General features: G+C 55.6%; 18 protein-coding genes. 11 read left to right on the plus strand and 7 right to left on the minus strand.

Annotation, left to right across the window (positions count from 1 at the left end; translation table 11 throughout):
• Window positions 1-6: 6 nt before the first annotated feature.
• Together B5D61_RS19005 and B5D61_RS19010 are read left to right on the plus strand one after the other, a co-directional pair.
• Window positions 7-1,470, plus strand: a complete 1,464-nt coding sequence (locus B5D61_RS19005) for an ammonium transporter (RefSeq protein WP_078815010.1) — start codon at window positions 7-9, stop codon at window positions 1,468-1,470.
• A 193-nt stretch (window positions 1,471-1,663) separates the two neighbouring features.
• A complete protein-coding gene (locus B5D61_RS19010; RefSeq protein WP_078815011.1) occupies window positions 1,664-1,972 on the plus strand; it encodes a hypothetical protein in 309 nt (102 codons plus the stop codon).
• 153 nt (window positions 1,973-2,125) lie between these two features.
• Here the strand turns inward: B5D61_RS19010 and rplI are convergent, their stop codons facing one another.
• Entirely contained in the window at window positions 2,126-2,629 is a 504-nt protein-coding gene (gene rplI, locus B5D61_RS19015) for a 50S ribosomal protein L9 (RefSeq protein WP_078815012.1), read from the minus strand.
• 76 nt (window positions 2,630-2,705) lie between these two features.
• A complete protein-coding gene (locus B5D61_RS19020; protein WP_078815013.1) occupies window positions 2,706-3,779 on the minus strand; it encodes a substrate-binding domain-containing protein in 1,074 nt (357 codons plus the stop codon).
• A gap of 162 nt (window positions 3,780-3,941) precedes the next feature.
• Here B5D61_RS19020 and B5D61_RS19025 point away from each other — a divergent pair, with 162 nt between their 5' ends.
• Both B5D61_RS19025 and B5D61_RS19030 read left to right on the plus strand, forming a co-directional pair.
• The gene (locus tag B5D61_RS19025) at window positions 3,942-5,747 is read left to right on the plus strand and encodes an arylsulfatase (RefSeq protein ID WP_078815099.1); all 1,806 of its coding nucleotides are present in this window, start codon (window positions 3,942-3,944) and stop codon (window positions 5,745-5,747) included.
• Between the two features lie 31 nt (window positions 5,748-5,778).
• Complete coding sequence (locus B5D61_RS19030; protein WP_078815014.1) at window positions 5,779-7,125, plus strand: sulfatase family protein; 1,347 nt, start codon at window positions 5,779-5,781, stop codon at window positions 7,123-7,125.
• 47 nt (window positions 7,126-7,172) lie between these two features.
• On the opposite strand, the gene B5D61_RS19035 is transcribed toward B5D61_RS19030, so the two are convergent.
• The 3 genes from B5D61_RS19035 to B5D61_RS19045 form a co-directional block, all read right to left on the minus strand.
• A complete protein-coding gene (locus tag B5D61_RS19035) occupies window positions 7,173-7,697 on the minus strand; it encodes a tetratricopeptide repeat protein (protein WP_078815015.1) in 525 nt (174 codons plus the stop codon).
• A gap of 170 nt (window positions 7,698-7,867) precedes the next feature.
• A complete protein-coding gene (locus B5D61_RS19040) occupies window positions 7,868-8,410 on the minus strand; it encodes an acyl carrier protein (RefSeq protein ID WP_078815016.1) in 543 nt (180 codons plus the stop codon).
• Between the two features lie 66 nt (window positions 8,411-8,476).
• On the minus strand, window positions 8,477-9,157 hold the full coding sequence (locus B5D61_RS19045) for a hypothetical protein (RefSeq protein ID WP_078815017.1): 681 nt from the start codon (window positions 9,155-9,157) through the stop codon (window positions 8,477-8,479).
• 104 nt (window positions 9,158-9,261) lie between these two features.
• Here B5D61_RS19045 and B5D61_RS19050 point away from each other — a divergent pair, with 104 nt between their 5' ends.
• Window positions 9,262-9,543, plus strand: coding sequence for a hypothetical protein (locus B5D61_RS19050; RefSeq protein ID WP_078815018.1), 282 nt, complete (start codon window positions 9,262-9,264; stop codon window positions 9,541-9,543).
• A gap of 10 nt (window positions 9,544-9,553) precedes the next feature.
• On the opposite strand, the gene B5D61_RS19055 is transcribed toward B5D61_RS19050, so the two are convergent.
• Together B5D61_RS19055 and B5D61_RS19060 are read right to left on the minus strand one after the other, a co-directional pair.
• Complete coding sequence (locus B5D61_RS19055; RefSeq protein ID WP_078815019.1) at window positions 9,554-10,033, minus strand: hypothetical protein; 480 nt, start codon at window positions 10,031-10,033, stop codon at window positions 9,554-9,556.
• A gap of 45 nt (window positions 10,034-10,078) precedes the next feature.
• Window positions 10,079-10,699 carry a ribonuclease HII gene (locus B5D61_RS19060; protein ID WP_078815100.1) on the minus strand — a complete coding sequence of 207 codons (621 nt, stop codon included), beginning with the start codon at window positions 10,697-10,699 and terminating at the stop codon, window positions 10,079-10,081.
• Between the two features lie 95 nt (window positions 10,700-10,794).
• On the opposite strand from B5D61_RS19060, the gene B5D61_RS19065 reads away from it, so the two are divergent.
• The 6 genes from B5D61_RS19065 to B5D61_RS19090 all read left to right on the plus strand — a co-directional run bounded on the left by B5D61_RS19065 (window position 10,795) and on the right by B5D61_RS19090 (window position 22,083).
• Window positions 10,795-12,303 (plus strand): hypothetical protein, encoded by a 1,509-nt coding sequence (locus B5D61_RS19065; RefSeq protein WP_078815020.1) that lies wholly within the window; start codon window positions 10,795-10,797, stop codon window positions 12,301-12,303.
• A 230-nt stretch (window positions 12,304-12,533) separates the two neighbouring features.
• Window positions 12,534-13,571, plus strand: coding sequence for a sugar phosphate isomerase/epimerase family protein (locus B5D61_RS19070; protein WP_078815021.1), 1,038 nt, complete (start codon window positions 12,534-12,536; stop codon window positions 13,569-13,571).
• Window positions 13,572-13,739: 168 nt separating this feature from the next.
• Window positions 13,740-17,237, plus strand: coding sequence for a DUF7453 family protein (locus tag B5D61_RS19075; protein ID WP_139373369.1), 3,498 nt, complete (start codon window positions 13,740-13,742; stop codon window positions 17,235-17,237).
• 143 nt (window positions 17,238-17,380) lie between these two features.
• Window positions 17,381-18,316, plus strand: coding sequence for a sugar phosphate isomerase/epimerase family protein (locus B5D61_RS19080; protein ID WP_176159532.1), 936 nt, complete (start codon window positions 17,381-17,383; stop codon window positions 18,314-18,316).
• Window positions 18,317-18,374: 58 nt separating this feature from the next.
• Entirely contained in the window at window positions 18,375-20,732 is a 2,358-nt protein-coding gene (locus tag B5D61_RS19085) for a DUF1549 domain-containing protein (protein ID WP_078815024.1), read from the plus strand.
• A gap of 37 nt (window positions 20,733-20,769) precedes the next feature.
• Complete coding sequence (locus B5D61_RS19090) at window positions 20,770-22,083, plus strand: DUF1501 domain-containing protein (protein ID WP_078815025.1); 1,314 nt, start codon at window positions 20,770-20,772, stop codon at window positions 22,081-22,083.
• Window positions 22,084-22,136: the final 53 nt, after the last annotated feature.

Genomic DNA, 22,136 nt, shown 5'->3' on the forward strand with positions numbered 1-22,136 from the left:
CCTTCAATGATTCGACGCATTCTTCTCCCGGCAGTTCTCGCAGTATCTACCTTGGTCAGTTTTACGAGCCCAATTCAGGGCCAGCAAGCACTCGAAACCAAACTCGATACGATCATCGAAAAGCTGGATGCCAGTCAGAGCACTCTCAATCAAGTGGCGGCCAAGGTGGGAGCCGAGCCAGCAGCACCTGCGGCTGCTCCTGCGGATGATGAGGGGGTAGCGAAAGCTGAAATCGAGGCCCTGCAACTGAACATCAACTATGTCTGGGTGGTGCTCAGTGCGGCTCTGGTTTTCATGATGCAGGCTGGCTTTGCCATGGTGGAGCTGGGTTTCTCACGGGCAAAAAACAGCATCAACATCATCATGAAGAACTTTTTGGACTTCAGCATTTCGACGGTGGTGTTCTTATTCCTTGGGTTTGGTCTGATGTTTGGCACCTCGGCTGGCGGGTGGATCGGCACGGATAGTTTTTGGCTTTCCGGTCACGGTGCGGATGACAAGCTCTGGAGCTTTTGGTTCTTTCAGGTGGTGTTTGCAGGGACGGCATGCACGATCGTCTCGGGTGCCATGGCCGAGCGAACCAAATTCGTGGGTTATCTGGTTTATGCAGGTTTCCTCTCAGGTATCATTTATCCTCTCACAGGACATTGGGCGTGGGGGAGCTTCGCCGGTGGATTTGGCGCGGGCGGTGAGAAGGGTTGGCTTGAGGCCTTGGGGTTTGTGGACTTTGCAGGTTCTAGTGTCGTTCATGCCTGCGGTGGTGCCTGTGCCCTAGCTGGCATCATTGTCGTTGGCGCACGTCACGGTCGCTTCGGTAAGGATGGTTCACCACGGTTGATTGCTGGGCATAACATTCCTTTGGCAGCTCTGGGAGTCTTCATCCTCTGGTTCGGGTGGTTTGGCTTCAATGGCGGCTCCACTTTATTCGCTAATGCCAACATTGGCCGTATCGTGGTGAACACTACGGTGGCTCCTGCTGCGGGCGCCTTGGCAGCGATGATTTCCATGTGGTTTGTGCAGGGGCGGCCTGATGTGGGCATCACTCTCAATGGTGCCTTGGGCGGCTTGGTGGGGATCACCGCCTGTTGCGCCAATATCACTCCAGGTTCAGCCTTCATCGTGGGGATCATCGCAGGTTTGCTGACCACGGTGGCGACAATTGGTTTAGAGAGGCTCTGCATCGACGATGCTGTCGGCGCTGTACCGGTGCATTTGGTCAATGGCTGGTGGGGGACCCTGAGTGTGGCTCTCTTTGATGAAGCGGGTTTTGACGCGCACAAATTCGGTGTGCAGGCTCTCGGCACGTTGGCCATCAGCGGCACCGCATTCATCCTGTGCTTCATCATTTTTAAAGTGGTGGATATGCTCGTCGGACTGCGTGCTTCTGAAACAGAGCAGATTGATGGTCTGGACTTCTCTGAACATGCCGCCAATGCCTATCCCGACTTCCAAACCACGGAGCAAGCTTAGCGCAGGCCTCTGCCAACCGACGAATCAAGCGGACCGCTACCGCACTGAAGGCGTTTTGTTGCAGACGGATTAGCAACGAAACTGACAAGATTCCTTACTTGAATGCCTTTTAGCCACTTGTTTGTGGGGAAAGTCACCTTGAGTCGTTGATTTGGCACGATTCTTGGTGCTCAGAGTTCATACCCCCCCGACTATGACAGAAGCGCAAATTGTGGAAAAGTACACCCGTGTCTTGAAGACCTCTTTAGGTCTCTGGATTCAGGCGATGGTTATCAAAAACCCTCAATCGAACTCTCCGGAGATTACCTGGAAAGGCGTTGGCCGAATGCTACCGGTCCGCGCCTTGCCCGAGAATGTAGAAATCGCTCGTTATGCGGCCTTAAAGGATCGCAGGTTCTTTAAACAGTGCACCCATTGTGGTGAGGTGAGACCCCCATCTCTCATTCTGACAGGCGAAGTCTGTGCAGACTGTATGGGCATGGATGTGCGCCTGGCTGCCTAGCGTTTAGTTTATCTGAGATACCTTCGGGGTTGATCAAGCCCCGAAGGCATCTTTGTGTCTCACAAAGGAAAGGAAAGCGCGGTGCGGCGCAATAAAAAACCGCATCGCCCGAAGGTGATGCGGTTTGGGTGGGGGATTTAAAAGTTAAAAGAATTACGCCTCAGCGCCTTCTTCAGAAGCATCTGCTGCTTCGGCGTCAGACTCAGCGACGACGGTCACTTTCAGGAAGCAATTCACATCGCTGTGCAGCTTCACCGGAACTTCGAAAGTGCCAGTGCTCTTGATTGGCTTCTCGAGTTGGATGAGGTGACGATCCAGTTCAACCTTCGCAGCGCTTTCGGCGACAGCCTTAGCGATGTCCATGGTCGTGATGGAGCCGAAAGCCTTGCCGCCCTGACCAGTCTGAAGGGTCAGTTTCAGCTTCAGCTTCTTCAGTTTAGAAGCGGTCTTCTCAGCTTCCTGCAGTTCCTTAGCTTCACGCTCAGCGCGCACGGCTTTCAGGTGGTTCAGGTTGCGGAGGTTGCCTGCGGTAGCCTCATAAGCCTTGCCCTGTGGGACGAGGAAATTGCGCGCAAAGCCGCGCTTCACTTGCACGACGTCCGCCTCGGCGCCGAGGTTTTTGATTTTCTCTTTCAGTATTACTTGAACGGTTGCCATAAAGTCGATCCTCCCAGGGAAAGGGGGGCGACTGTATATGCATGTGTCCCGCTGTCAAACGGTGGCTCAGAGTTTTTCACAATGATTCTCGTTTGATGAACTCCGGCATCACTTTGGAGTCCCCCTTCGTCCCGGGTTGGCGGACGAGGCGGAAGATGCGTTTGGCAAAGAGGCTGGCGCTCACACTGTAGCGTGCGATTTGCGGTGAGGTCTCGTCGAGAAAGGAGTCTTCATCCCGGCAGACAAGGGCCATGTCTTGAGGAATCCTCAAGCCACGCTGAAGTAGAGCGGTGCAGACCGTCAGGATGCAGGATGAGCGCGCAACCAGCAGTGCTTGCGGGCGCTGGCGAGAGTTGAGCAGGCGTTCCAGAGTTTTCATAAGTCCCTCCCGGCTGCCATCATGTCGCTGGATATAACCGCTCACACCACGTGATGCGGCACTGCGCAGACCTTCTTCAAAGCCCGCTTCGCTCGCCAAATCGCCGGCATAGTGGGGCTCCTGGATCAGCATACACACGCGTTGGTGGCCCCGGGCGGCCATCAGACCCACGGCGTGGCGGCACACCGCCCGGTAGTCACGGTCCACGGAGGGAAGATTCAGACTCGGGAAAACGGAGCCGACGACGACACACGGGATCTGTCTCTGCTCAAACCACTGCTGCATGGCCTCGGTGCTGCGATAGAGCACCCAAGCAGTGGCTGGAACAGTGGTCGTCAGTGTTTGCAGCGCTCGAGCCGGATTTTTCCCGCCCGACCACGCCCGGCCTACATGCACTTGCAGTAAATGTCCTTCACTGGCGAGCTGGCTGCGTAGCTCATCCACCCACAGTAAGGCAAAGGGCGGCATGGCGTGCAGAGGTTCTGGGCTGAGCAGGCCTACGGTGAGGGACTGTGCAGTGCTTTTATTCTGCGGACCGGCCTCCGCAGGCGTGCAAACCCGGGTCGGTTTGCCCTGTGAGATGGCCACGACACCTTCTGCAGCCAGAGCATTGAGGGCCGCGCGTAGGGTGGGGCGGCTGATGTGCCACTCTTCACAGAGCCGCCGTTCTCCAGGCAGCTCATCCTGCCAGCGCCCTGCCGCAATCGCCTCTCGCAAGGCTCGGATGGTCTCGGAGACGAGGGAGGAACGCTGAGGGATGCTGAATGGCATGGCGGTAAGCGTATGTAACCAGTCCTGAGGCGCGGCGCGCAAGGTTTATCTCGGTAGACGGCATCCGGGTATCTGTATTTTCCGGGGTCTCTAGATGAACTGACGATGCTTTTGATTGAAGGATCACTCGGCCGACTCCGTTCCCGATGGTCTGCCGACCTCATGAAACTGTTTCTGACCCTTTTATTCTCGGGCTTGTTCTCCTTGGCCCTTCAGGCCGAGACGAAGCCGAATCTGGTGATCTTCCTCGCTGATGATGCGGGCTGGGGGGACTACAGCCAAAATGGCAACACGATGGTTTCGACTCCGAACATCGATTCGATTGCTCAGGGCGGCGTGACTTTGGATCGCTTTTATGTCTGCCCCGTGTGCTCGCCGACTCGCGCGGAATTCCTCACAGGACGTTATCATCCACGGGGTGGGGTGCGTGGGGTTTCGACCGGCCAGGAGCGTCTGAACCTGGATGAAAAAACCGTGGCCGATGCGTTCAAAGCTTCTGGTTATGCCACCGGAGCCTTTGGTAAATGGCACAATGGCAGCCAGTGGCCGTATCATCCCATGGCCCGTGGGTTTGATGAATACTTCGGGCATACCGCAGGCCACTGGGGTGAGTATTTTGATGCCCCCTTGGAGGAGAACGGCAAGATGGTGCGGACGAAGGGCTTCATTGTGGATGTCTGCACGGACAAGGCCTTGAACTTCATTGATCGGAATAAAGAGAAGCCCTTCCTCTGCTACATCCCTTTCACCACCCCGCACTCGCCCTGGGCGGCTCCAGAGAAAAACTGGAATGAGAATAAGGATAAGCCGATCACCCTCAAGGCTACCGAAGCGGATAAGGAAGTGGGTGATGAAACACGTTGTGTGATGGCGATGATCGAGAATCAGGACTGGAATGTGGGCCGCGTGCTCAACCGCCTGAAAGCGTATGGCCTAACCGATAACACCATCGTGCTCTACTTTTCTGACAACGGCCCGAACAGTCATCGCTGGACGGGCGGCATGAAAGGGAAAAAGGGAATGACCGATGAAGGCGGTGTACGTTCCACGTTCTACATTTCCTGGCCTGCCAAGCTGCCGAAAGGCCAGATGGTAAAGGAGATCAGCGGGGCGATCGATCTGCTGCCCACCTTGACCTCTTTGGCAGGCGTCCCTCGTGTGGGCGGGAAGCCTCTGGATGGGCGGGATCTGACCCCTCTGCTGATGCAGCAAAAGACCGACTGGCCGGAGCGCATGATTTTCTCCACCTGGGCCAGCAACGTGAGTGTGCGCACGCAGCGCTATCGCCTCGATAATGCAGGGCAGCTGTATGACATGGTGGAGGATCCGGGGCAAACCACACCGGTGAATGAAAAGGAGCCGAAGCTGGCCCAGGAACTGAACCAAGCCGTCAAATCCTGGAAGATGGAAGTGCTGGGTATGAGCGCCAAGGATCTGGAACCCGGCAAGGGCAAAAAGAAAGCTAAGGGTCCTGGCAATGCGGTGGACCCACGTCCTGTCACGGTGGGTTACAAAGAGTTCCCCATCACCATGCTGCCTGCTCGGGATGGTGAACCACGCGGCGGCGTGAAGCGCAGCAGCGGCGCGCCTAACTGCTCCTATTTCGTGAATTGGACGGCGAAAGAGGACTCCATGGCCTGGCTTCTGGACGTTCATACCACGGGACGCTATGAGGTGACCGTGGACTACACTTGCCCACTGGCCGATGCAGGATCTACGGTGGAGCTCAGCTTCAAAGACAGTCGCCTGACGGGCAAGGTGGGCCCAGGCTGGGACCCACCGCTCTATACGAATCAAGACACCTTGCCACGCCCAGATGGTGAATCGCAGATGAAGGAGTTTCACACTTTAAAACTCGGTGAAATGAACTTGGAAGCCGGGCAGGGGGAACTGATTCTGAAGGCTCTCGAAATCCCCGGTGCCAACGTCATGGATGTGCGTCGCGTCACGCTCACGCTGTTGGATTAAGTGCGGCGAGTGAGGTTTGAAGGGGCTTTTTATGAAACGGATTGGATTGATCTTCTCGCTCTTGCTTTGGCCCTGTTTGGGGGCTGAGGCCAAGCAACCTAACTTCATCATCATCTATGCGGACGATCATGGTTATGGCGATGTCTCGACCTACCATCCGTCGGACGTGCAGACGCCGAACATTGATCGCCTGGCTCAGCAGGGTATGCTCTTCACGAACATGCGGGCCAACTGCACCGTGTGTTCCCCGTCACGGGCAGCTTTGCTGACGGGACGCTATCCAGATCGTGTGGGGGTTCCGGGTGTCATTCGCACAAGGCCGGAGGATTCCTGGGGCTACTTCTCTCCCCAAGTGCCGACTCTGGCAGACGCCTTGAAGAAGTCTGGCTATCACACCGCCATCGTCGGAAAATGGCACCTCGGTTTGGAGTCGCCCAATACACCGAATGAGCGTGGCTTTGATTTCTTCCACGGTTTCTTGGGCGACATGATGGACAGTTACACCACGCACCTGCGCCATGGGAATAACTACATGCGTCGCAATGCCGAGGTGGTGGACCCTCAGGGCCATGCCACGGATATCTTCACGGAGTGGGCTGAAGATTACCTCAAAGAGCGTGCTGCACAGAAGGACAAGCCCTTCTTTCTCTATCTCGCCTACAACGCGCCGCATTTCCCCATCGAGCCACCCGCAGAATGGCTGGAAAAAGTGAAGAAGCGTTCGCCTCAGTTGGATGAAAAGCGTGCGCTGAACGTGGCTTTAGTGGAGCATCTGGATGATCGTATCGGTCAGGTGTTGGCGACTCTGGATGAGGTGGGCTTGGCCGAGGACACGGTGGTGGTGTATTCCTCCGACAACGGCGGTTCTTTGCCCCATGCGCAGAACAACGATCCGTGGCGAGATGGCAAGACCAGTCACTATGATGGCGGATTTCGGGTGCCCTTTATCATGCGCTGGCCCGGTCATATTCAGGCCGGTTCGAAGAGCGATTACTCCGGACAGAACTTCGATCTCTTCTCGACCTTTGTGGAGTTGGCCGGAGGTCAGCCGAGTGCGGTGCTGGATGCCGTCAGTCTAGTTCCCCTTTTGAAAGGCGAGGCCATGCCTGAGGGGCGTGAGCTTTATTTCGTGCGTCGTGAAGGCGGTCCCGCTTATGGCGGACGCAGCTATGAGGCGATCATTCGCGGCGAGTGGAAGCTTTTGCAGAACGACCCCTATAGTCCCTTGGAGCTTTACAACCTGAAGAACGATCCGCAGGAGAAGAACAACGTCCGAGCCAAAGCCCCCAAGATCTTTAATGAGCTGAGCACGGCTCTGCGTCGTCATATTCAACGCGGTGGTGCGACTCCGTGGCAACCTCCTGAGCAGGGGCGTTAGGCTTGTTGGGAATCTTTTGTTATGATCCTGACCAGCATCTTGCGTGATTAATGTGGTTCAGCATACGGTGGTGGCGATCCAAACTTCTTTGTTAAAAGATCGCGGAGATATCCCGTCGATTGATTCAATAGATCTCTGCAACATCCTTGATATCCTGTCCATGTTCCTAGCTCGGCAGGGGGGCGAAGGATCTCTTTCGTTCGTGTCAAATGAGATGAATCCTCACCGGAGAAAATCTCCGGCCCGCCACAAATAAGTGCCCGAGCAAAGTTATCGATTTGCCCTCCGGGATTTTCGTTTAGGCCGTGAAGGCTCAAGCCTACCAATAAGTGAAAGAGCGGATTGCCAACGACGATCCCTGAGTCTGCGTAGTGCTCGGGCAATGCCTCAAGCGCTCTCAAGGCTTCTTCATAATCGCCGCTGCGAACAGCCGCATTCGCGATGGAAAGAAGCAGCCAAACTTGTTGTGCTTCGCCAAGCTCTTCCTGCAATTGCGTCCATAAGGTCTGATATGCGGCGAGCGCATCCTGAAACCTCTTGGCGTGCATGTGGTTGTCTGCAGCTTCAAACATCAGCAAGTGAATTGATAAGGATACGGCCCTCCTTCATGATGGAAAGCGATTCTTACACGCTCAATGCGTGTGCTCTGGCCCTGATACGCGGATTCAAACAGCGTGTTTTGTCCTGTCGAGCGCTGAATGGTGCGGATTAGCCACTTGTTTGCTGTCAAGGACGCGCCGGTTCAATCAAGACCAATGTCATGGACGAAGTCGTCATCGTCGGAGAAGTCCTTGGCACCGCAAACCTCGGTGACCACCGTTCGGACGACGGTGCGAATCTCGTGACGGGTCCACGGTTCGTGCGGGGATTTCAGGGCTTGAGGAGAGGTGCTCACCACGGAGCGAGCGAGATCGGCGACTGTCGTTGGCGCGAAGAGGAAGCCAAAGCCCCAGTCGAGCCGCGGCAGTGTGGGTAAGCCTGAGGCGGCTTGCACGGCTTGCCAACGGGCTCGGCGTTGAGGACGCGGGAGAAGATCGCGAATCTTGGCCTCGGGAGAGATGGCGGCGCGGTGGACTCCTGCTCCAGAAACCAACCCGTGGCGCACGCGATTGAATGCACGATGGGTGAGACAAGCACTACGGGCATCGTCAATCGCACCGAGCTTGGCCGCGAGGAGGTCGATGGCCATGCGCGGCGTGCGGATCACCGTCGCCTCGGCATCGGTGATGGTGACACCGAGAGCCGCCTCCCAGCTCATCACGATTTCAACTGAATCGAGTCCCATAGAATTGGATGGTTAGTGTGAACGTAGGGCTAAGCGTTTTGTTCGATCTTGTTTCTGGATAGGTCTTTATTCGAGGCGTCTGGTAAGTTCATCGTCTGTGGTGGACTCGAGTCGAGATACTTTCGATGCAATATCTGAGTCTTCTGAGAATGCCTTGATGATCTGTGCGGCTAGCTCCCGTAGTTCGAGTCTGGCCTCATCCTGTTCACTGTTGTCTGAGCATCCTCGCTCTCGTAGAAAGATCGTCGATCTGAAATAGCTCTCTCTCTGTTGACGGTAGAAGCTCACCGGATCGCTGCAATGACGGCGGAACAGAGCAGGATCAGAGCGTAAGCAAAGACGATCGATATAGGCGAAGGACTGTCGAGCTAGCTCCGGATGTGCTGTTTCCAGCCTACGGAACAAGGCGAGTGTGGCGTCAGTCTGCTCAAGGGCGTCGTTCATGGAATCAACATCGTGGAGGAGCTGAGGTGAGCCGTTGCCATCGAGCAATCGCTGAGTGTCTCGGTCTCGGATCGAGATCAACGAGTCCATCGCAGGTGGGTAAACATCGGCAAGCTCCTTCCAATGTCTCAAGGCATAAGAAAGCCGAACGCCGTAATAACTCGACTTGAACTCCAAAGCGTGTTCGTGAAACCACTCGTGGCGCTCCAACGCCTCAGAATAGTGGCCGTCCTTGAATAGCCGCTTGGCATCATCAAAGGCCTTGCCTGCAACGTCAGTCCATGGGGAGGGTTCTTCAGGCATGGGGGTGGGACTTCGATTCTTGGTCGAACGTGTTCAGGAGACTTTGATGCTCCATGAGTATCGTTTTTAGCAGTGAATCGCGTGGATGTGCAACCCTATTCCCGATGATGTCCCGGAGTGAAGAGCTATGCCTCTGTCGAAGGGCGCGGCAGGCCGAGGGACTGGAGCGCGAGTATGGCGGAGCCTACTCGCCTAACTTTCCTGGGAATGAGAAAACCGAGAAAGGCTGGGTGGTCGTGGATGTCGCAGGGGCCTTGGCCGCGCGGGATCGGAGGCGGGATAAGTGGCTCGTCGCGTTCGCTACGCTCAGCATACTCGCGCTCCGGTCGGGCGATTGGGCGAGTCGAGACAAGGGAGATGAGCCCAATGGCGAGAGCGCGTCTTAACGCTTACCTTTCAAGGCCCAGTGCCGCCTTGTTCGCTGCTGTTTGTTCTCAGGGCATCGCGCCATGTCTCGTAGTCGCTCGTGGAACCCCTCTCAAGTGCTGATAAAAGGCTCGGCAATCGGGAGAAGCCAAATTGAGCAGCAAGATCTGAGAGGACATCATCTCCAACTTCATCTTCCCAGAGGTCGATCAAGACATCTGCGACTACACCGTCGAAGCCCTTGACTCGGAAGTGGGGGGCGCCGGGAGATTCGAGATCAATCTTGCAGAACATTCGGTCGGCAAGATCGAAGGCTGTAACAGAGGTCCCGCACTCCCACAGGGGAAGAAAGTGTTTCGGAAATCCCGATCCATCGGCCAATGATTTGTGTGGATTTTCGCATCGATAGGAGAGCTCTGGACGTGATGTAGTGCCCTGGAATATCTGCGATACAATCGGCGGAAGACCTAGCGCTTCGATTTCTCTCTGAATGGACCGTTTATCGCGCATGCCTTGAGTTGATTCGAAACACTTCTGTGGAGTGCGCAGTGACCCTTACCCCCAAAGACTCAGCTCCATCTGGGCCACGGGGGCGAAGCTGCGGCGGTGCTCGGGGCAGGGGCCGAGGCGTTTGAGGGCGGCTTGGTGGGCGGGGGTGGGGTAGCCTTTGTGGACCTCGAATCCGTAACCGGGGTAGGTTTCGGCCAACTGGGTCATGAGGCGATCGCGGGTGACTTTGGCAATGATGCTGGCGGCGGCGATGGAGTAGCTGAGGCTGTCGCCTTTGACCAAAGCGACTTGGGGCAGGGGGAAGTCGCGGACGGGCTTGCCGTCGATCAGCACGGCGCATGGATTGGGAGTGAGGGCGAGGGCGCAGCGACGCATGCCCAGCCAAGTGGCCTGGAGGATATTGAGCCGGTCGATCTCGGCGACGCCGATGAGCTCGCAATGCCAGTGGATACGGGAGTCGTTGGTCAACTCCTCATACAAGAGCTCGCGGGTGGCGTGGGTGAGCTTTTTGGAGTCATCAAGGACCTTGTGTCGGAAGCGCTGAGGCAGCACGACCGCTGCGACGGAGACTGGACCCGCCAGGGGGCCGCGCCCTGCTTCATCGATGCCAGCGATCCGGACATGACCGGCGGCGCGGAGTTTGTTTTCATGAACGAGGCTGGGCATGGCTGAACCCATATCGCCATCAGACATCATGAAAAGTCAAAATGTGGTGAGGAAGCGGTGTAAAGGCGGGCCTGTGGCGCAGTAGACTCTCGTGCATGAAAAAACTCCTCCTCGCTCTGAGCTTCTATGCAGTCAGCCTGTGGGCTCAGACTGCTGCCCCGACTTCCTCCATCAAGGCTGGTTTTGCGGAGCGAGACATCACCCCGGGCATCGGCATGGAGCAGCCGGGGGGCTATGGCAAGGCCTATCACCTGAAGTTTCACGATGCCTGCAAGGTGCGCGTGGCGGTCTTTGACGATGGTAAGCAGAAGGTGGCTTTGATCGGTCTGGATACGCTGGTGGTGCCGCGTCAGGTGGTGCTGGATGCGCGGGCGCAGATCGAGAAGGAACTGGGCATCCCCGGCGAGTGTGTGATGATCGGCGCGTCTCATTCGCATTCCTCCGGGCCGGTGGGCATGGTCTTGCCGGGGGAGTATGATACGGCTTCGGATCTGGTGAAAAAGCTGGCCTATGAGGAGTCCTCATGTGCGGATGCGGGTTTCCTGCTGCGGGTCACGAATGAGATCGTGGCGGGGGTGCGGGCGGCCACGCTGGGGCGGGTGCCTGCGCAGATCAGCGTGGGTTTCGGCCATGAGGATAAGGTGGCCTTCAATCGCCGTCTGCGCATGAAGAACGGCCAGAGCTGGAGTCACCCCGGAGCGGGCAATAAAGACATCATCGAGTATGCGGGGCCGATTGATCCGCAGGTGGGGGTGATCGGTGCCTGGGACATGCAGGGGGAGCTGCTCGGTGTGATGGTGAATTACTCCTGCCATGCTACGACCAACCCCGGCGGCATCTCGGCTAACTGGATTTACTATCTGGAAAAGACCATTCAGGGCGCGATGGGATCGCGTGCGCCCGTGGTCTTCATGCAGGGGGCCTGTGGGGATGTGACGCAGGTGGATAACCTCAGCCAATACCGCCGTCCAGGTGCCGAACAATGGGCGCAACTCGTGGGTGGTCGTGTCGGTGCGGAGGCGGTGAAGGTGCTACTCTCCAGTCCCCGTGGCACGGAAGCACCGCTGGATCATCGCCAAAAAGTCCTCGCCATCTCACGCCGTAAGCCTGCGCCTGAGCGGGTGAAGAAATGCCTGGAAATCGTCGAGGCTGGCAAGCCCAAGGGCGATACCTCCGGCTGGATCTTTGCCAAAGAAATCCTCATGCTGGATCACCTCTGCCAAGTGACGCCGAAGGTGGATTGCGAAGTGCAGGTCATTCAGGTGGGCCCGGCGGCTTTTGTGAGCAATCCGGCGGAGTATTTCGTGCAGTTCGGTTTGGATATTAAAAAGGGCAGTCCGTTTCCCTTTACCTTTCCGGTGGAACTGGCCAATGGCATCGTGGGTTATGTGCCCACCGAGGAGGCCTTTGGTCCGCACGGGGGCGGTTATGAAACCCGATTGACCTCCTACAGCAATCTGGAGATCACGGCGGGTCGCCAAATGGCGGAGACGGGGATTGCTCTCAGCAAGGAGATGACGCCAGCACCTGCGCCTGAGTTTCCCAAGGCACCTGTCTTCGGCGCACCGTGGACGTATGGCAATGTGCCGCCAGAGTTGGAGTAGGCTGTTCGATCAAGAAGGATGGCTGTAACAGGCAGGCTTGGAGCCCCGGCTTCAGCCGGAAGGGAGGAGTCGTGCATGTGAGCTTGAGGCGAAGAGCCGTTGATTCCGCCTAAAGGCAAGGCTCCGAACTTGGGAAAGCTGGGGACAATGGTCCGGCCTGTTAACATACAACGTGGTGTAAACAACGTTTGTGGGGTTGACGGCATGGAGCTTGCAATAAACGGTGGCTTATGGACCGCCGTAGCTTTCTCGCTTCGCTGTTAAGCACAGCGGCTTCATGGTCGGGTTCGGCGGCTTTAGGCAGGGCACGTTTGGGACTGACGACGGCGTCTTACACGCAGCGCTGGTTGGGTAAGTATTCGAGCTTCAAGGTGCCTCCTTTCGGGAACGTGCTGGATCTTATGGATCATGTGCGGGGGCTGGGTGTGGGAAGCGTGCAGGTGCCGATCGATAGCTGGACACAGGATCTGGCCCGGCGGGTGCGTCAGACCTGCGAATCCTACGGCATGGAGGTGGAGGGGAGCGTGCGTCTGCCGATGGTCGATGCCGATCTAGGCCGCTTTGAGCGGGAGATGCGCACCGCCAAAGAAGCGGGGATCAGGATCCTGCGTTCAGCCTTAGGAGGACGTCGCTATGAGCAGTTTCGCCTGAGAGAGGACTATCTCGGGTGGAAGGACAGAGCACTACAAGCCATGCAGCGTGCGGAGCCTCTCACCCAACGCCTGCAGATGAAGATCGGCATTGAGAATCATAAGGACTGGGAGGTGGAGGAACTGCTCGAAGCTTTGACGACAGTCTCCAGTGAGGCGATGGGGGCTTGCGTGGATTTTGGCAACAGTCTCGCTCTATTGGAAGAACCTCTGAAGGTCGTCCAGGCTCTCGCCCCTTATGCTGTGACCGCGCATTTGAAGGATATGGCCGTAAATCTTTGTGAAGACGGTTTTGAAATGACCGAGGTTCCGCTCGGCCAGGGGAGTCTCGATTTGGCGAGGATGATCGCCGGGTTGGTGAAAGGGCAACCGGACATCCGGCTGCATCTGGAGATGATCACGCGTCATCCCTTAGAGATTCCCTGTCTGACGGAAGCTTATTGGGCGACCTTTGCAGCTAAGTCGGGTGTCGATCTGGCGCGGACGTTGACCTGGGTGCGGCAACAGTCCCAGAGGACCTTACCGAGAGTCAGTGGGATGAGTAAACTGGCTATACTCGAAAAGGAAGAAGCGAATATTGATTGGTCCATCCAGTATGCGTTGAAGTGTTGTTTCTGATTAAAATAAAACACTAGAAATAAAAGATAAATTTTAATGCGGATTTATTTGATTGAATAAATAGACGTCACTTCAAAATACTGAATAAAAGTCTGGAGAGTCTGTAAGCTTATGTTTAAAAATATGAAAATTATGGCAAATTGACTTATTTCGATTTTAGATTGTGTCGTGAAATCGACAATCCATCTTCCCGCATTGGAGTTCCTTTCTCACCTGACAACACGTGAGGTCTATCGAAATACACGCTGCCTACCTCGTCTGTTACGATGGTTAGTAACAGGGCTTATGGTCTTGGGTGGGTTTCTCACCGCCAGCGCGCAGTCGTCTTTTACCACCGTTGCGACCGATAGCTTCAATTACTCCGCAGGGACGCTCAATGGAGCGAGCGGCGGAAGTGGGTGGACCAACAACTGGACTTGGAGCTATGGCTCTGGATCTTCCCTCGTCGTCAATACGAGCGGTTTCGGCTACACTGGACTAAGCACTTCCGGAGGGAGGGCCGCCTGGACGAGCGGAGGTAATAATATTAGCCAATGCACACGCCAGGTGCCGTTGATGAATAGTGGGGTGGTCTATGTGAGGTTTTTGGCTCAGCTCGAGACGGGCAGTGGCGGTGGCACGCCTCAGTTTCGTCTGAGGAAAAGCGGTTCGCCAACGGGAGCCTTTGGTGGAAACGGCGGCACTTACGCCGCCAAAATGTCCATCCTAAACAGTGGGCTGGTGACATTGAGCGATGGGACAGCGAGCAGTAGCGCCAACCTGTCTGCGCTAAATCTGGTCGTCGCCCGGATCGATTACTCCGCTGCGAAGACCGAAATGTGGGTCAACCCTAATCTGAGCACTTTTGATTACGAGAGTCCGCCAACTGCTGATGCGACTTACGCAGGATTGGCGCCCGAATTCGATACCATTGAGATGATCACCCGAAGCGCGGGTAGTTTCGATGAGGTGACGATTCTCCAGAATCCGTATGCATTGCCGATTTCTGAAAACTTTGATTCCGGAACCCTACCGACCACTTTGGAGCAAAGTGGAACGACCATGAGTTTTTCGGGAGGGGCCGTGGTGTTTGATGGCATCGAAGAAAACGAGCGCACGTATGTTCGGACCAAAGCAGGCGTTGGGAATTTGGTGGCCGAGAGCTTCGTTGCGGAAGTGACTATGATTCATACCGGAGAATCGATTGTGTTCTTTGGGATGGGCTCTGGGGATCCTAACCCGTCGGGTTCTTATGAACCGACTGCACCGAGCCTTCACATTCGTGCGCATGGAGGCGGGTTGGATGGAGACAGCACGGGAGTGGTGGATGATGGATTAACCAACGTCGCAAATCTTGGTAATGGCACGCATCGATTGCGCTTGATCTGGAATGCGAATACGCAAATGGCAGTTTTTCAGTTGGATGAAGATTATGCGGGCGGAGCGTTCCAAGCGGATGTCACTACGGGGGCATTTGATGGCTCTGACAATGGATTCTCGGACCCGGAAACCCGGATCTTCTTCGGCGGCAATGGAGTTAGCTTTGACGACTTGGAGATCTCAGTTCTCACGGGACCTGAGATAGCCGTTAGCGGAAATGGAACCGATATTGTCGACGGAGATAGCTCGCCGACAGAGAATGACCACACAGACTTCGGTCAAGCGGACGTTGTCGCGGGTTCAGTCGTGAGGACGTTTACCCTTGAGAATACCGGACCTGACGGCCTTACGGTGGGAACTGTCTCTGTCGGGGGCACAAATGCAGGGGACTTTACCATAACCACACAGCCCGGCTCCAGTGTCGTCAGTGGAAACAGCACCACTTTTCAAGTGACATTCAATCCCAGCGCGGCGGGATTGCGCACGGCGACTCTCAGTTTCAGCAATGATGATGGGGACGAAAATCCTTTTAACTTTAGCATCCAGGGCTCAGGGACAACGGCGCCGACCGTGGTGACCGGTGGGGCGTCTGCGGTGACTGCCTACAGCGTTACATTGAGCGGGACTGTGAATCCTAATGGCTTAGCGACTACCGTGCAGGTTCAGTATTCTCGGGATCCCGCAATGGCTTCGGGGGTGACGACGACTGCGGTGCAGAATCTGACGGCAGGATTTTCCGGGCAAGCAATATCCGCAGATCTCTCGGGTCTGCTTTCCGATGCCAGCTACTACTATCGTGTGATAGCTTCCAATACGGCGGGAGATGAGGCCGGAGACATCCAGACATTTCAAACCAATGCCCCGGTAGCTTCGGATGAAGCATTTGGCGCGGCCAGTGGAGTCGCTGGAGGAGGCCAATTGTATCGTCCCATGCCAGGTCTAATCAACAATGACGGCAGGATTCTTTTTGAAGCTGCTGGCCAAATTGGCATCGGGGATGTTACGGCTGCTAATGATGAATGGTTGATGACAGACACGAGTGGCTCCATGAAGGTGATTGCACGGGAAGGCACGCTTGTCGCATCAGGGCAATCCTTAAGGGCTACTTTCCCTCAGACATTGCTGACCGATGGAGGACGGTCCCTTGCGCTCGATAGCATTCTGGGGGCCTCCACCACCAATGACTATCTTTATGTGAGTTCTCCCGAGGACAGTTCTACGACGGAGATCCTCAGTCGAGAGGGGGATGCTGCGCCGGTGAGTGGAGTGTTTCTTACCCACACCGGGAAGCCCTTGGCTGACCACCAGGAACGCGTCTATTTCTCATGCGGTCTTAGCGGCGTAGCCTCCACGAAGAACTCTGGCATTTGGTATGACTCTGGCAGTGGTTTAACTAAACTGGTCCAAGAAGGTGAAAATGTCAGTGTTGCAGTTGGCGCTCCCGCATGGTTAGGCCAGATCTCAAATGTTCTGGCAGCAGGGGGAGACGGTTGTGCTTTTGTCGCCATTCTGCAAAACAATCCAGATATCCGCACTCAGAAAACAGACAGTAAGTGCAATCAAGCTTTGTTCAGCGCCAAGCCCGGAGAAATCTCCATGATTGTACGCAAGGGAGATGCCGTGCCCGGAGTCAGCGGGGGGGTGTTGAACTCGCTGAATGGAGTGTCGCGATGCAGCAGTGAGGATCACGCCTATCTTGGATTGATGAAGACTGGAACGAGCATCACCACGGCGAATGACCAAGTCATGGTGGCCGTCATCGACGGTGTCAGTAGCCTGGTCGCTCGAGAGGGGGTAACGGAAATTACGGGTGGCCTGACGTTGAAGAGCTTTGGTGGCTTTTACATCACGACCTCAGGAGCGGTTGTTTTTCAGGGGGTCCTCGGTGGGGCCACAACCACGACTGACGGAGTGCTTTGCCGATGGACTCAGCCAGGAGGGATCGAACTGATGGCACGTGAAGGTGATTTGGCCGCCGGAACCGGAGGCCTAAACGTCGGAACGATTCAAGCCCTGTCCGTGAGCGATGCTGGTGCCGTCGTTTTACAGTGTATCCTCAGCAACGGTAAAGTCGCCTTGTTAAGGGATATTGGCAGTGGACTCACTCAACTGGTACGGGCTGGCCCGGGGCAGACGGTCGTTTTTGGCGGCTTGCCTCGCACCATTCTCACGCTCTCGATCTACAACAAATTTGTCGGTCCTGGGGGCGGTGGCGGCGGCATGGGGGCAGCGATTAACGATTCAGGCGAAGTGCTGACGGTATTATCACTGGGGAGCCGAGACTATGTAGCAAAAGTCTATCGCTGACTTTGAGAAGGTCTTTTCATTCATAAGGACTTCATCCCAGAACATCCTGCCTCATGACGTGGACATGAGGCAGGAGCTACAAAGGGCATTCTGAAGGTTGACTCTGCCAAAGAGAGCTTCATGGGATGTGTGTTCTCTTCACCGTGCCTGCGTCCCCCCACATCCTTGCGCTCTCGACTTGCTGGAATAGTCACCGTCATACCGAGGGGCGTGCCTTGGTGGCGGAGGTGATTGAGCTGGGGTTTGAGTGGATCGAAGTGAGCCACGGCACGAAGATATCGTTGTTACCTGATTTGTTAGGGGCGGCAGAGTCGGGGGAGATCAAGATCAGCAGTTTGCATAATTTTTGCCCACCTCCGGTGGAGATCATGATGGATGCACCGGACGCCTATGAATTCACTTCCGCCAAGGCGTGGGAGCGCCAGCGAGCCATAGCGCTCACGCAGAAGACGGTGCGTATGGCGCGCCGCTTTGGCACAGATCGTGTGGTCATTCATCTCGGCACGGCACGAGTGCGAGGTTATACTGCGAAACTGGAAGCGCTGGCGATGGCCGGTCAATTATACTCGCGTGAGTATTCGGATTTGAAGCTAAAGTTCGTGATGGAGCGTGAGAAGGCCTCGGCCAAAGCTTTGGATCAGGTGCGGGCTGCCTTGGATCAAGTTCTCCCGGTGTGTGAAGAGGAAAAAGTGAGGCTGGGAATCGAAACTCGCAGCCACTATGAGCAGGTACCCACTGAGCGAGAGATGGCAATCCTTTTGGAGCATTACAAGGATTGTCCGTGGATCGGTTCCTGGCATGATTTCGGACATGTGCAACGGCAGGCCAATCTGGCCTTGCTGGATCACGGCCTTTATCTCGATCAAATTGCGCCTCGGTTGATTGGCTGTCATGTCCATGATGTGAAGTGGCCGATGAGAGATCACCGAGCACCGCTTTCGACAGGCGGTGTGAACTTTGGCCAATTGCTGCCCAAGGTGCCGGAGGGTCTTCCGCTCATTTGGGAATTGAGCCCAGGCAACAAGAGGCAGGATGTGGAGGAAGCTCTCATCCAGTGGGCAGGAAAATCCATGGCCTAACTAGAATGATTTAGCAGCGATTGTGAAAAAGTGGGCCGGGGTTGTCGTTGGTTTTACTATGAGACGCTTGCTCCCCATTGCCTTGATCGCTCTTTCCACTTTCGGTGCATCGGCCGAAATGGCAACGGAGACCCGCTCTGCGGCCCGTGAGATTGACGCTATCTTGGCCAAAGATTGGAAAACACACAATCTCCAAGGAAATCCTGAGGTGGACGACAACACGTTCGTGCGTCGTATTTATCTGGATATCGCGGGACGCATCCCCACCACGCGGGAAGCCGATGCTTTTCTGGCCTCTCAAGCACCCGATAAACGGGCGAAATTGATCGATGAGTTGCTGAACTCGGAAGGATATGTTCAGCAGTCGTTCAATTACTGGGCGGACGTCCTGCGTGCTCAGTCTAACGGCAACCAAGCGGGCACCATCACGGGGGCCGCCTACTCGAAGTTTATCAAGGACAGCCTGCGAACTAACAAATCGTATGATCAATTTGTGCGGGAGATGGTTGCCGCTCAAGGCAAGGCCTGGGACAACGGAGCCATTGGCTACTACATGCGAGACCGGGGTATGCCGCTGGATAACATGGCCAATACGGCGCGGGTGTTCTTAGGCACACGTGTGGAATGTGCCCAATGCCACAACCATCCCTTCGATAAATGGACGCAGATGCAATTCTATCAGATGGCGGCCTTCACTTATCCGGTAGAGACCAACGATTATTACGGGGAGACTCTCACCGAGGCACGTGGCCTGCTGCGGCAGCGTGAGCTGGCTGCCCGTGATAAGTTTAAGGTGGATATGGACAAGTACAAGGGCCGCAAGTTGACCGCCGAAGACAAGAAGAAGCTGCGCGAAGAGCAGGAGGTGATGAATAAAAAAGCGCGCGAGGCAGGCGAGGTCGTGCGGAAGGAAAATCGCTTCACGGAGGAGGCGATCACGGACATCCGGGATAACATGCGTTACACAAACGTGAACTTCCGGGACAACCGAGTTCTTCGTTTGCCTCATGACTATCAATACAGTGATGCAAAACCTAAAGCCACGGTGCAGCCTGGCGTGATGTTTGGTCATGGGGCTGAGGCGCGTGTTGGTGAAACGCAACTGGAGGCCTATGCCCGGTGGATGACCTCGCCCAGCAATGAGCGGTTTAACAAAGTGATTGTGAATCGTCTTTGGAAACGGACTTTTGGGTTGGCATTGATCGAGCCGCTCGATGAATTGATGGACAGCACGGTGCCGATGAATCCGGAGCTACAGGCACACTTGGAGAAGCTGATGGTGGCCCTCAAGTATGACGTCAAGGCTTTCCAAAAAGTGCTCTACAACACGAGTGCGTATCAGCGTCAGGTAACTCGCGAAGAGGTGGCACCCGGCATCACTTATCATTTCACAGGCCCACTCTTACGCCGGATGACCGCTGAGCAGATGTGGGACTCCTTTGTGACTCTCATCAATCCGAATCCGGATATGCCCAATGAGCCACTGCGGGAGAACTTTGAAAATCGGGTTTTGGCGGCGAAGAAGATCAGCGACGCGGTGGATGCTCTGACACCTGAGGAAGTTTTGGCGGGAGTCGAAAAATCAGGGAAGAAATACAAAGCTCAGGCTGACCGTGTCAAAGAGCTGCAAACGAAGATCGCCGATGCTCGTGCGAAGGAAGATAAAGATACCATGAGCACGCTACGGTCGGAGTTAAATCAACTCCAGCGTGATACTCGCACCTCAGTGAATCAAAACGTCATTGTGCCAGGCATGATGAAGCTGGCGGAAAGCGCGGGCGTCGTGCCGACCGTTTTCCAACCCGGGAAGGGCGAGGAGAAGCTGGTAGCTGCCCAGAGCATGGACATGATGATGTCTGCGATGGGCACGGCGGATGTGAAGGATAAGATTTTCATCCCGGGCTATGACAAACCGAAGCGCACGCGTGACGAGGAGAAGGCATATCAAGAAGCCCGTGAAGCGGTCTGGAACGAGGAAGCCCAATTCTATGGCATCCCCCAAAAGGAGCAGCGTTATTATCTGCGTGCTCGTGCGGATCAGGTGCGTAATTGGGTGCGTGCGGCTGAGTTAGAGAGCCCCGCTCCACGAGGGCACTATTTGCGTGAGTTTGGCCAAAGTGATCGTGAGACCATCGAGAACGCCAATCACGAGGCTAGTGTCCCCCAGGCCTTGGCCATGATGAATGGTCAGCTCATGCCACAGATTCTGAACCGCTACAGCCAGCTCATGCTCACGGTGAGTAAGGCCCCGTATCCCGAGGACAAAATCGAGGCCATCTACAAAACGCTGCTCTCCCGGAAGCCTACGGCTAAGGAAAAAGAAACCTGGCTCAATGCCCAAGATGAAGGCCTGACGGATCTCCAAGATCTCATCTACGCCCTCCTGAACACTCAGCAGTTCATTTTCATTCAGTGATACGCCTCGTCGGCAATCCTTAACGCTCTCCATTGTTATGCGCCAAGAACTCACCCAACAACTCCTCCAATCCGGTGAAATTAGCCGCCGTGAATTCGCCGCCAAGACTGCCTCTTCGCTACTCGGAGTGGGGCTATTGGGCAGTTCTTTGCAAAACAAGGCGTTCGCCGCCTTTGAAAACTCTTCCAAACTGAAGCAGGTAGCCACGGCCAAGAACGTGATCTACCTCTACATGAGCGGCGGTCAGAGTCACATGGATACCTGGGATCCCAAGGAAGGGGTGGAGACTGCCGGGCCCACTAAGCCGATCAAAACGAGTGCCGACGGGGTCCGCATTTCTGAATACTTGCCTCTGACAGCCCAGCAGATGCATCACGCTTGTGTCATCAATAGCCTCACCTCCACGCAAGGGGCTCACGAGCAGGGCAATTACATGATGCACACGAGCTATGACATGCGTGGCACCATCCGTCACCCCGCCATGGGCGCTTGGTTAAATGTGTTTCAAGGGGGAGGAAACAGCACCCTGCCTAATTTCGTATTTATTGGCAATGACAGCCGCCATCCAGGGGCGGGCTTTTTCCCTGCTCAATACAGCCCGCTCTACGTGAGTAACCCGGAGAATGGCTTGAAGAATGTCAAAATGCAGCCGGGCTTGACCGAAGATCGGTTCATGAAACGAATGAATTTGGCCGATCAGCTTGACCAAGACTTCCGCTCTACCTTCCCGCAGCGCAACGTCAAAGCCTACAGCGACATGTATGATGATGCGATGGCGATGATGAAGTCGGAAGACCTCAAAGCCTTTGATCTGACCGAAGAATCCGAAGACCTACGAAAAGCCTATGGCAAAGAAGCCTTTGGCCAGGGATGCCTTCTCGCACGTCGCTTGGTGGAACGCGGGGTGCGTTTTGTCGAGGTCAGTCTGGGCGGTTGGGACACCCACAATGCGAACTTTGTTCGGGTACCGGAGCTTTGTGCGACACTGGACCGCGGTCTGGGCACCTTACTCCAGGACCTGAATGCTCGCGGATTGCTTGAGGAGACTCTGGTGGTGGTGACATCTGAGTTTGGCCGCACCCCGGATATCAATCAGAACGTCGGACGCGATCACTATCCGAAAGCGTTTTCAGCCATGATGGCGGGTGGCGGGATCTCCGGCGGTATGACCTATGGCAAGACGGATAATGAAGGCCGGGAAGTGGTGGAGGATAAGGTCCAGATCGCGGATATGAATGCCACCATCGCCTATGCACTGGGGTTGCCGTTGGATCAGGTGATCTACAGCCCGAGCAAACGTCCGTTCACCATCGCCGATAAAGGGAAACCTCTGGTGGGAATTTTTGCTTAAGTCGATATCTAGTCGAATCTGATAAAGCCAGTCCATAGTGGACTGGCTTTATG

This window comes from Prosthecobacter debontii (assembly GCF_900167535.1).
GTDB lineage: Bacteria > Verrucomicrobiota > Verrucomicrobiia > Verrucomicrobiales > Verrucomicrobiaceae > Prosthecobacter > Prosthecobacter debontii.

Coding starts and splice junctions, on each gene's coding strand:
- B5D61_RS19090 (WP_078815025.1), top strand. CDS start 20,770: ATGCGCCAAGAACTCACCCAACAACTCCTCCAATCCGGTGAAATTAGC.
- B5D61_RS19070 (WP_078815021.1), top strand. CDS start 12,534: ATGGACCGCCGTAGCTTTCTCGCTTCGCTGTTAAGCACAGCGGCTTCA.
- B5D61_RS19025 (WP_078815099.1), top strand. CDS start 3,942: ATGAAACTGTTTCTGACCCTTTTATTCTCGGGCTTGTTCTCCTTGGCC.
- B5D61_RS19035 (WP_078815015.1), bottom strand. CDS start 7,697: ATGTTTGAAGCTGCAGACAACCACATGCACGCCAAGAGGTTTCAGGAT.
- B5D61_RS19055 (WP_078815019.1), bottom strand. CDS start 10,033: ATGCGCGATAAACGGTCCATTCAGAGAGAAATCGAAGCGCTAGGTCTT.
- B5D61_RS19065 (WP_078815020.1), top strand. CDS start 10,795: ATGAAAAAACTCCTCCTCGCTCTGAGCTTCTATGCAGTCAGCCTGTGG.
- rplI (WP_078815012.1), bottom strand. CDS start 2,629: ATGGCAACCGTTCAAGTAATACTGAAAGAGAAAATCAAAAACCTCGGC.
- B5D61_RS19045 (WP_078815017.1), bottom strand. CDS start 9,157: ATGCCTGAAGAACCCTCCCCATGGACTGACGTTGCAGGCAAGGCCTTT.
- B5D61_RS19020 (WP_078815013.1), bottom strand. CDS start 3,779: ATGCCATTCAGCATCCCTCAGCGTTCCTCCCTCGTCTCCGAGACCATC.
- B5D61_RS19040 (WP_078815016.1), bottom strand. CDS start 8,410: ATGGGACTCGATTCAGTTGAAATCGTGATGAGCTGGGAGGCGGCTCTC.
- B5D61_RS19060 (WP_078815100.1), bottom strand. CDS start 10,699: ATGCCCAGCCTCGTTCATGAAAACAAACTCCGCGCCGCCGGTCATGTC.
- B5D61_RS19050 (WP_078815018.1), top strand. CDS start 9,262: ATGATGTCCCGGAGTGAAGAGCTATGCCTCTGTCGAAGGGCGCGGCAG.
- B5D61_RS19085 (WP_078815024.1), top strand. CDS start 18,375: ATGAGACGCTTGCTCCCCATTGCCTTGATCGCTCTTTCCACTTTCGGT.
- B5D61_RS19030 (WP_078815014.1), top strand. CDS start 5,779: ATGAAACGGATTGGATTGATCTTCTCGCTCTTGCTTTGGCCCTGTTTG.
- B5D61_RS19010 (WP_078815011.1), top strand. CDS start 1,664: ATGACAGAAGCGCAAATTGTGGAAAAGTACACCCGTGTCTTGAAGACC.
- B5D61_RS19005 (WP_078815010.1), top strand. CDS start 7: ATGATTCGACGCATTCTTCTCCCGGCAGTTCTCGCAGTATCTACCTTG.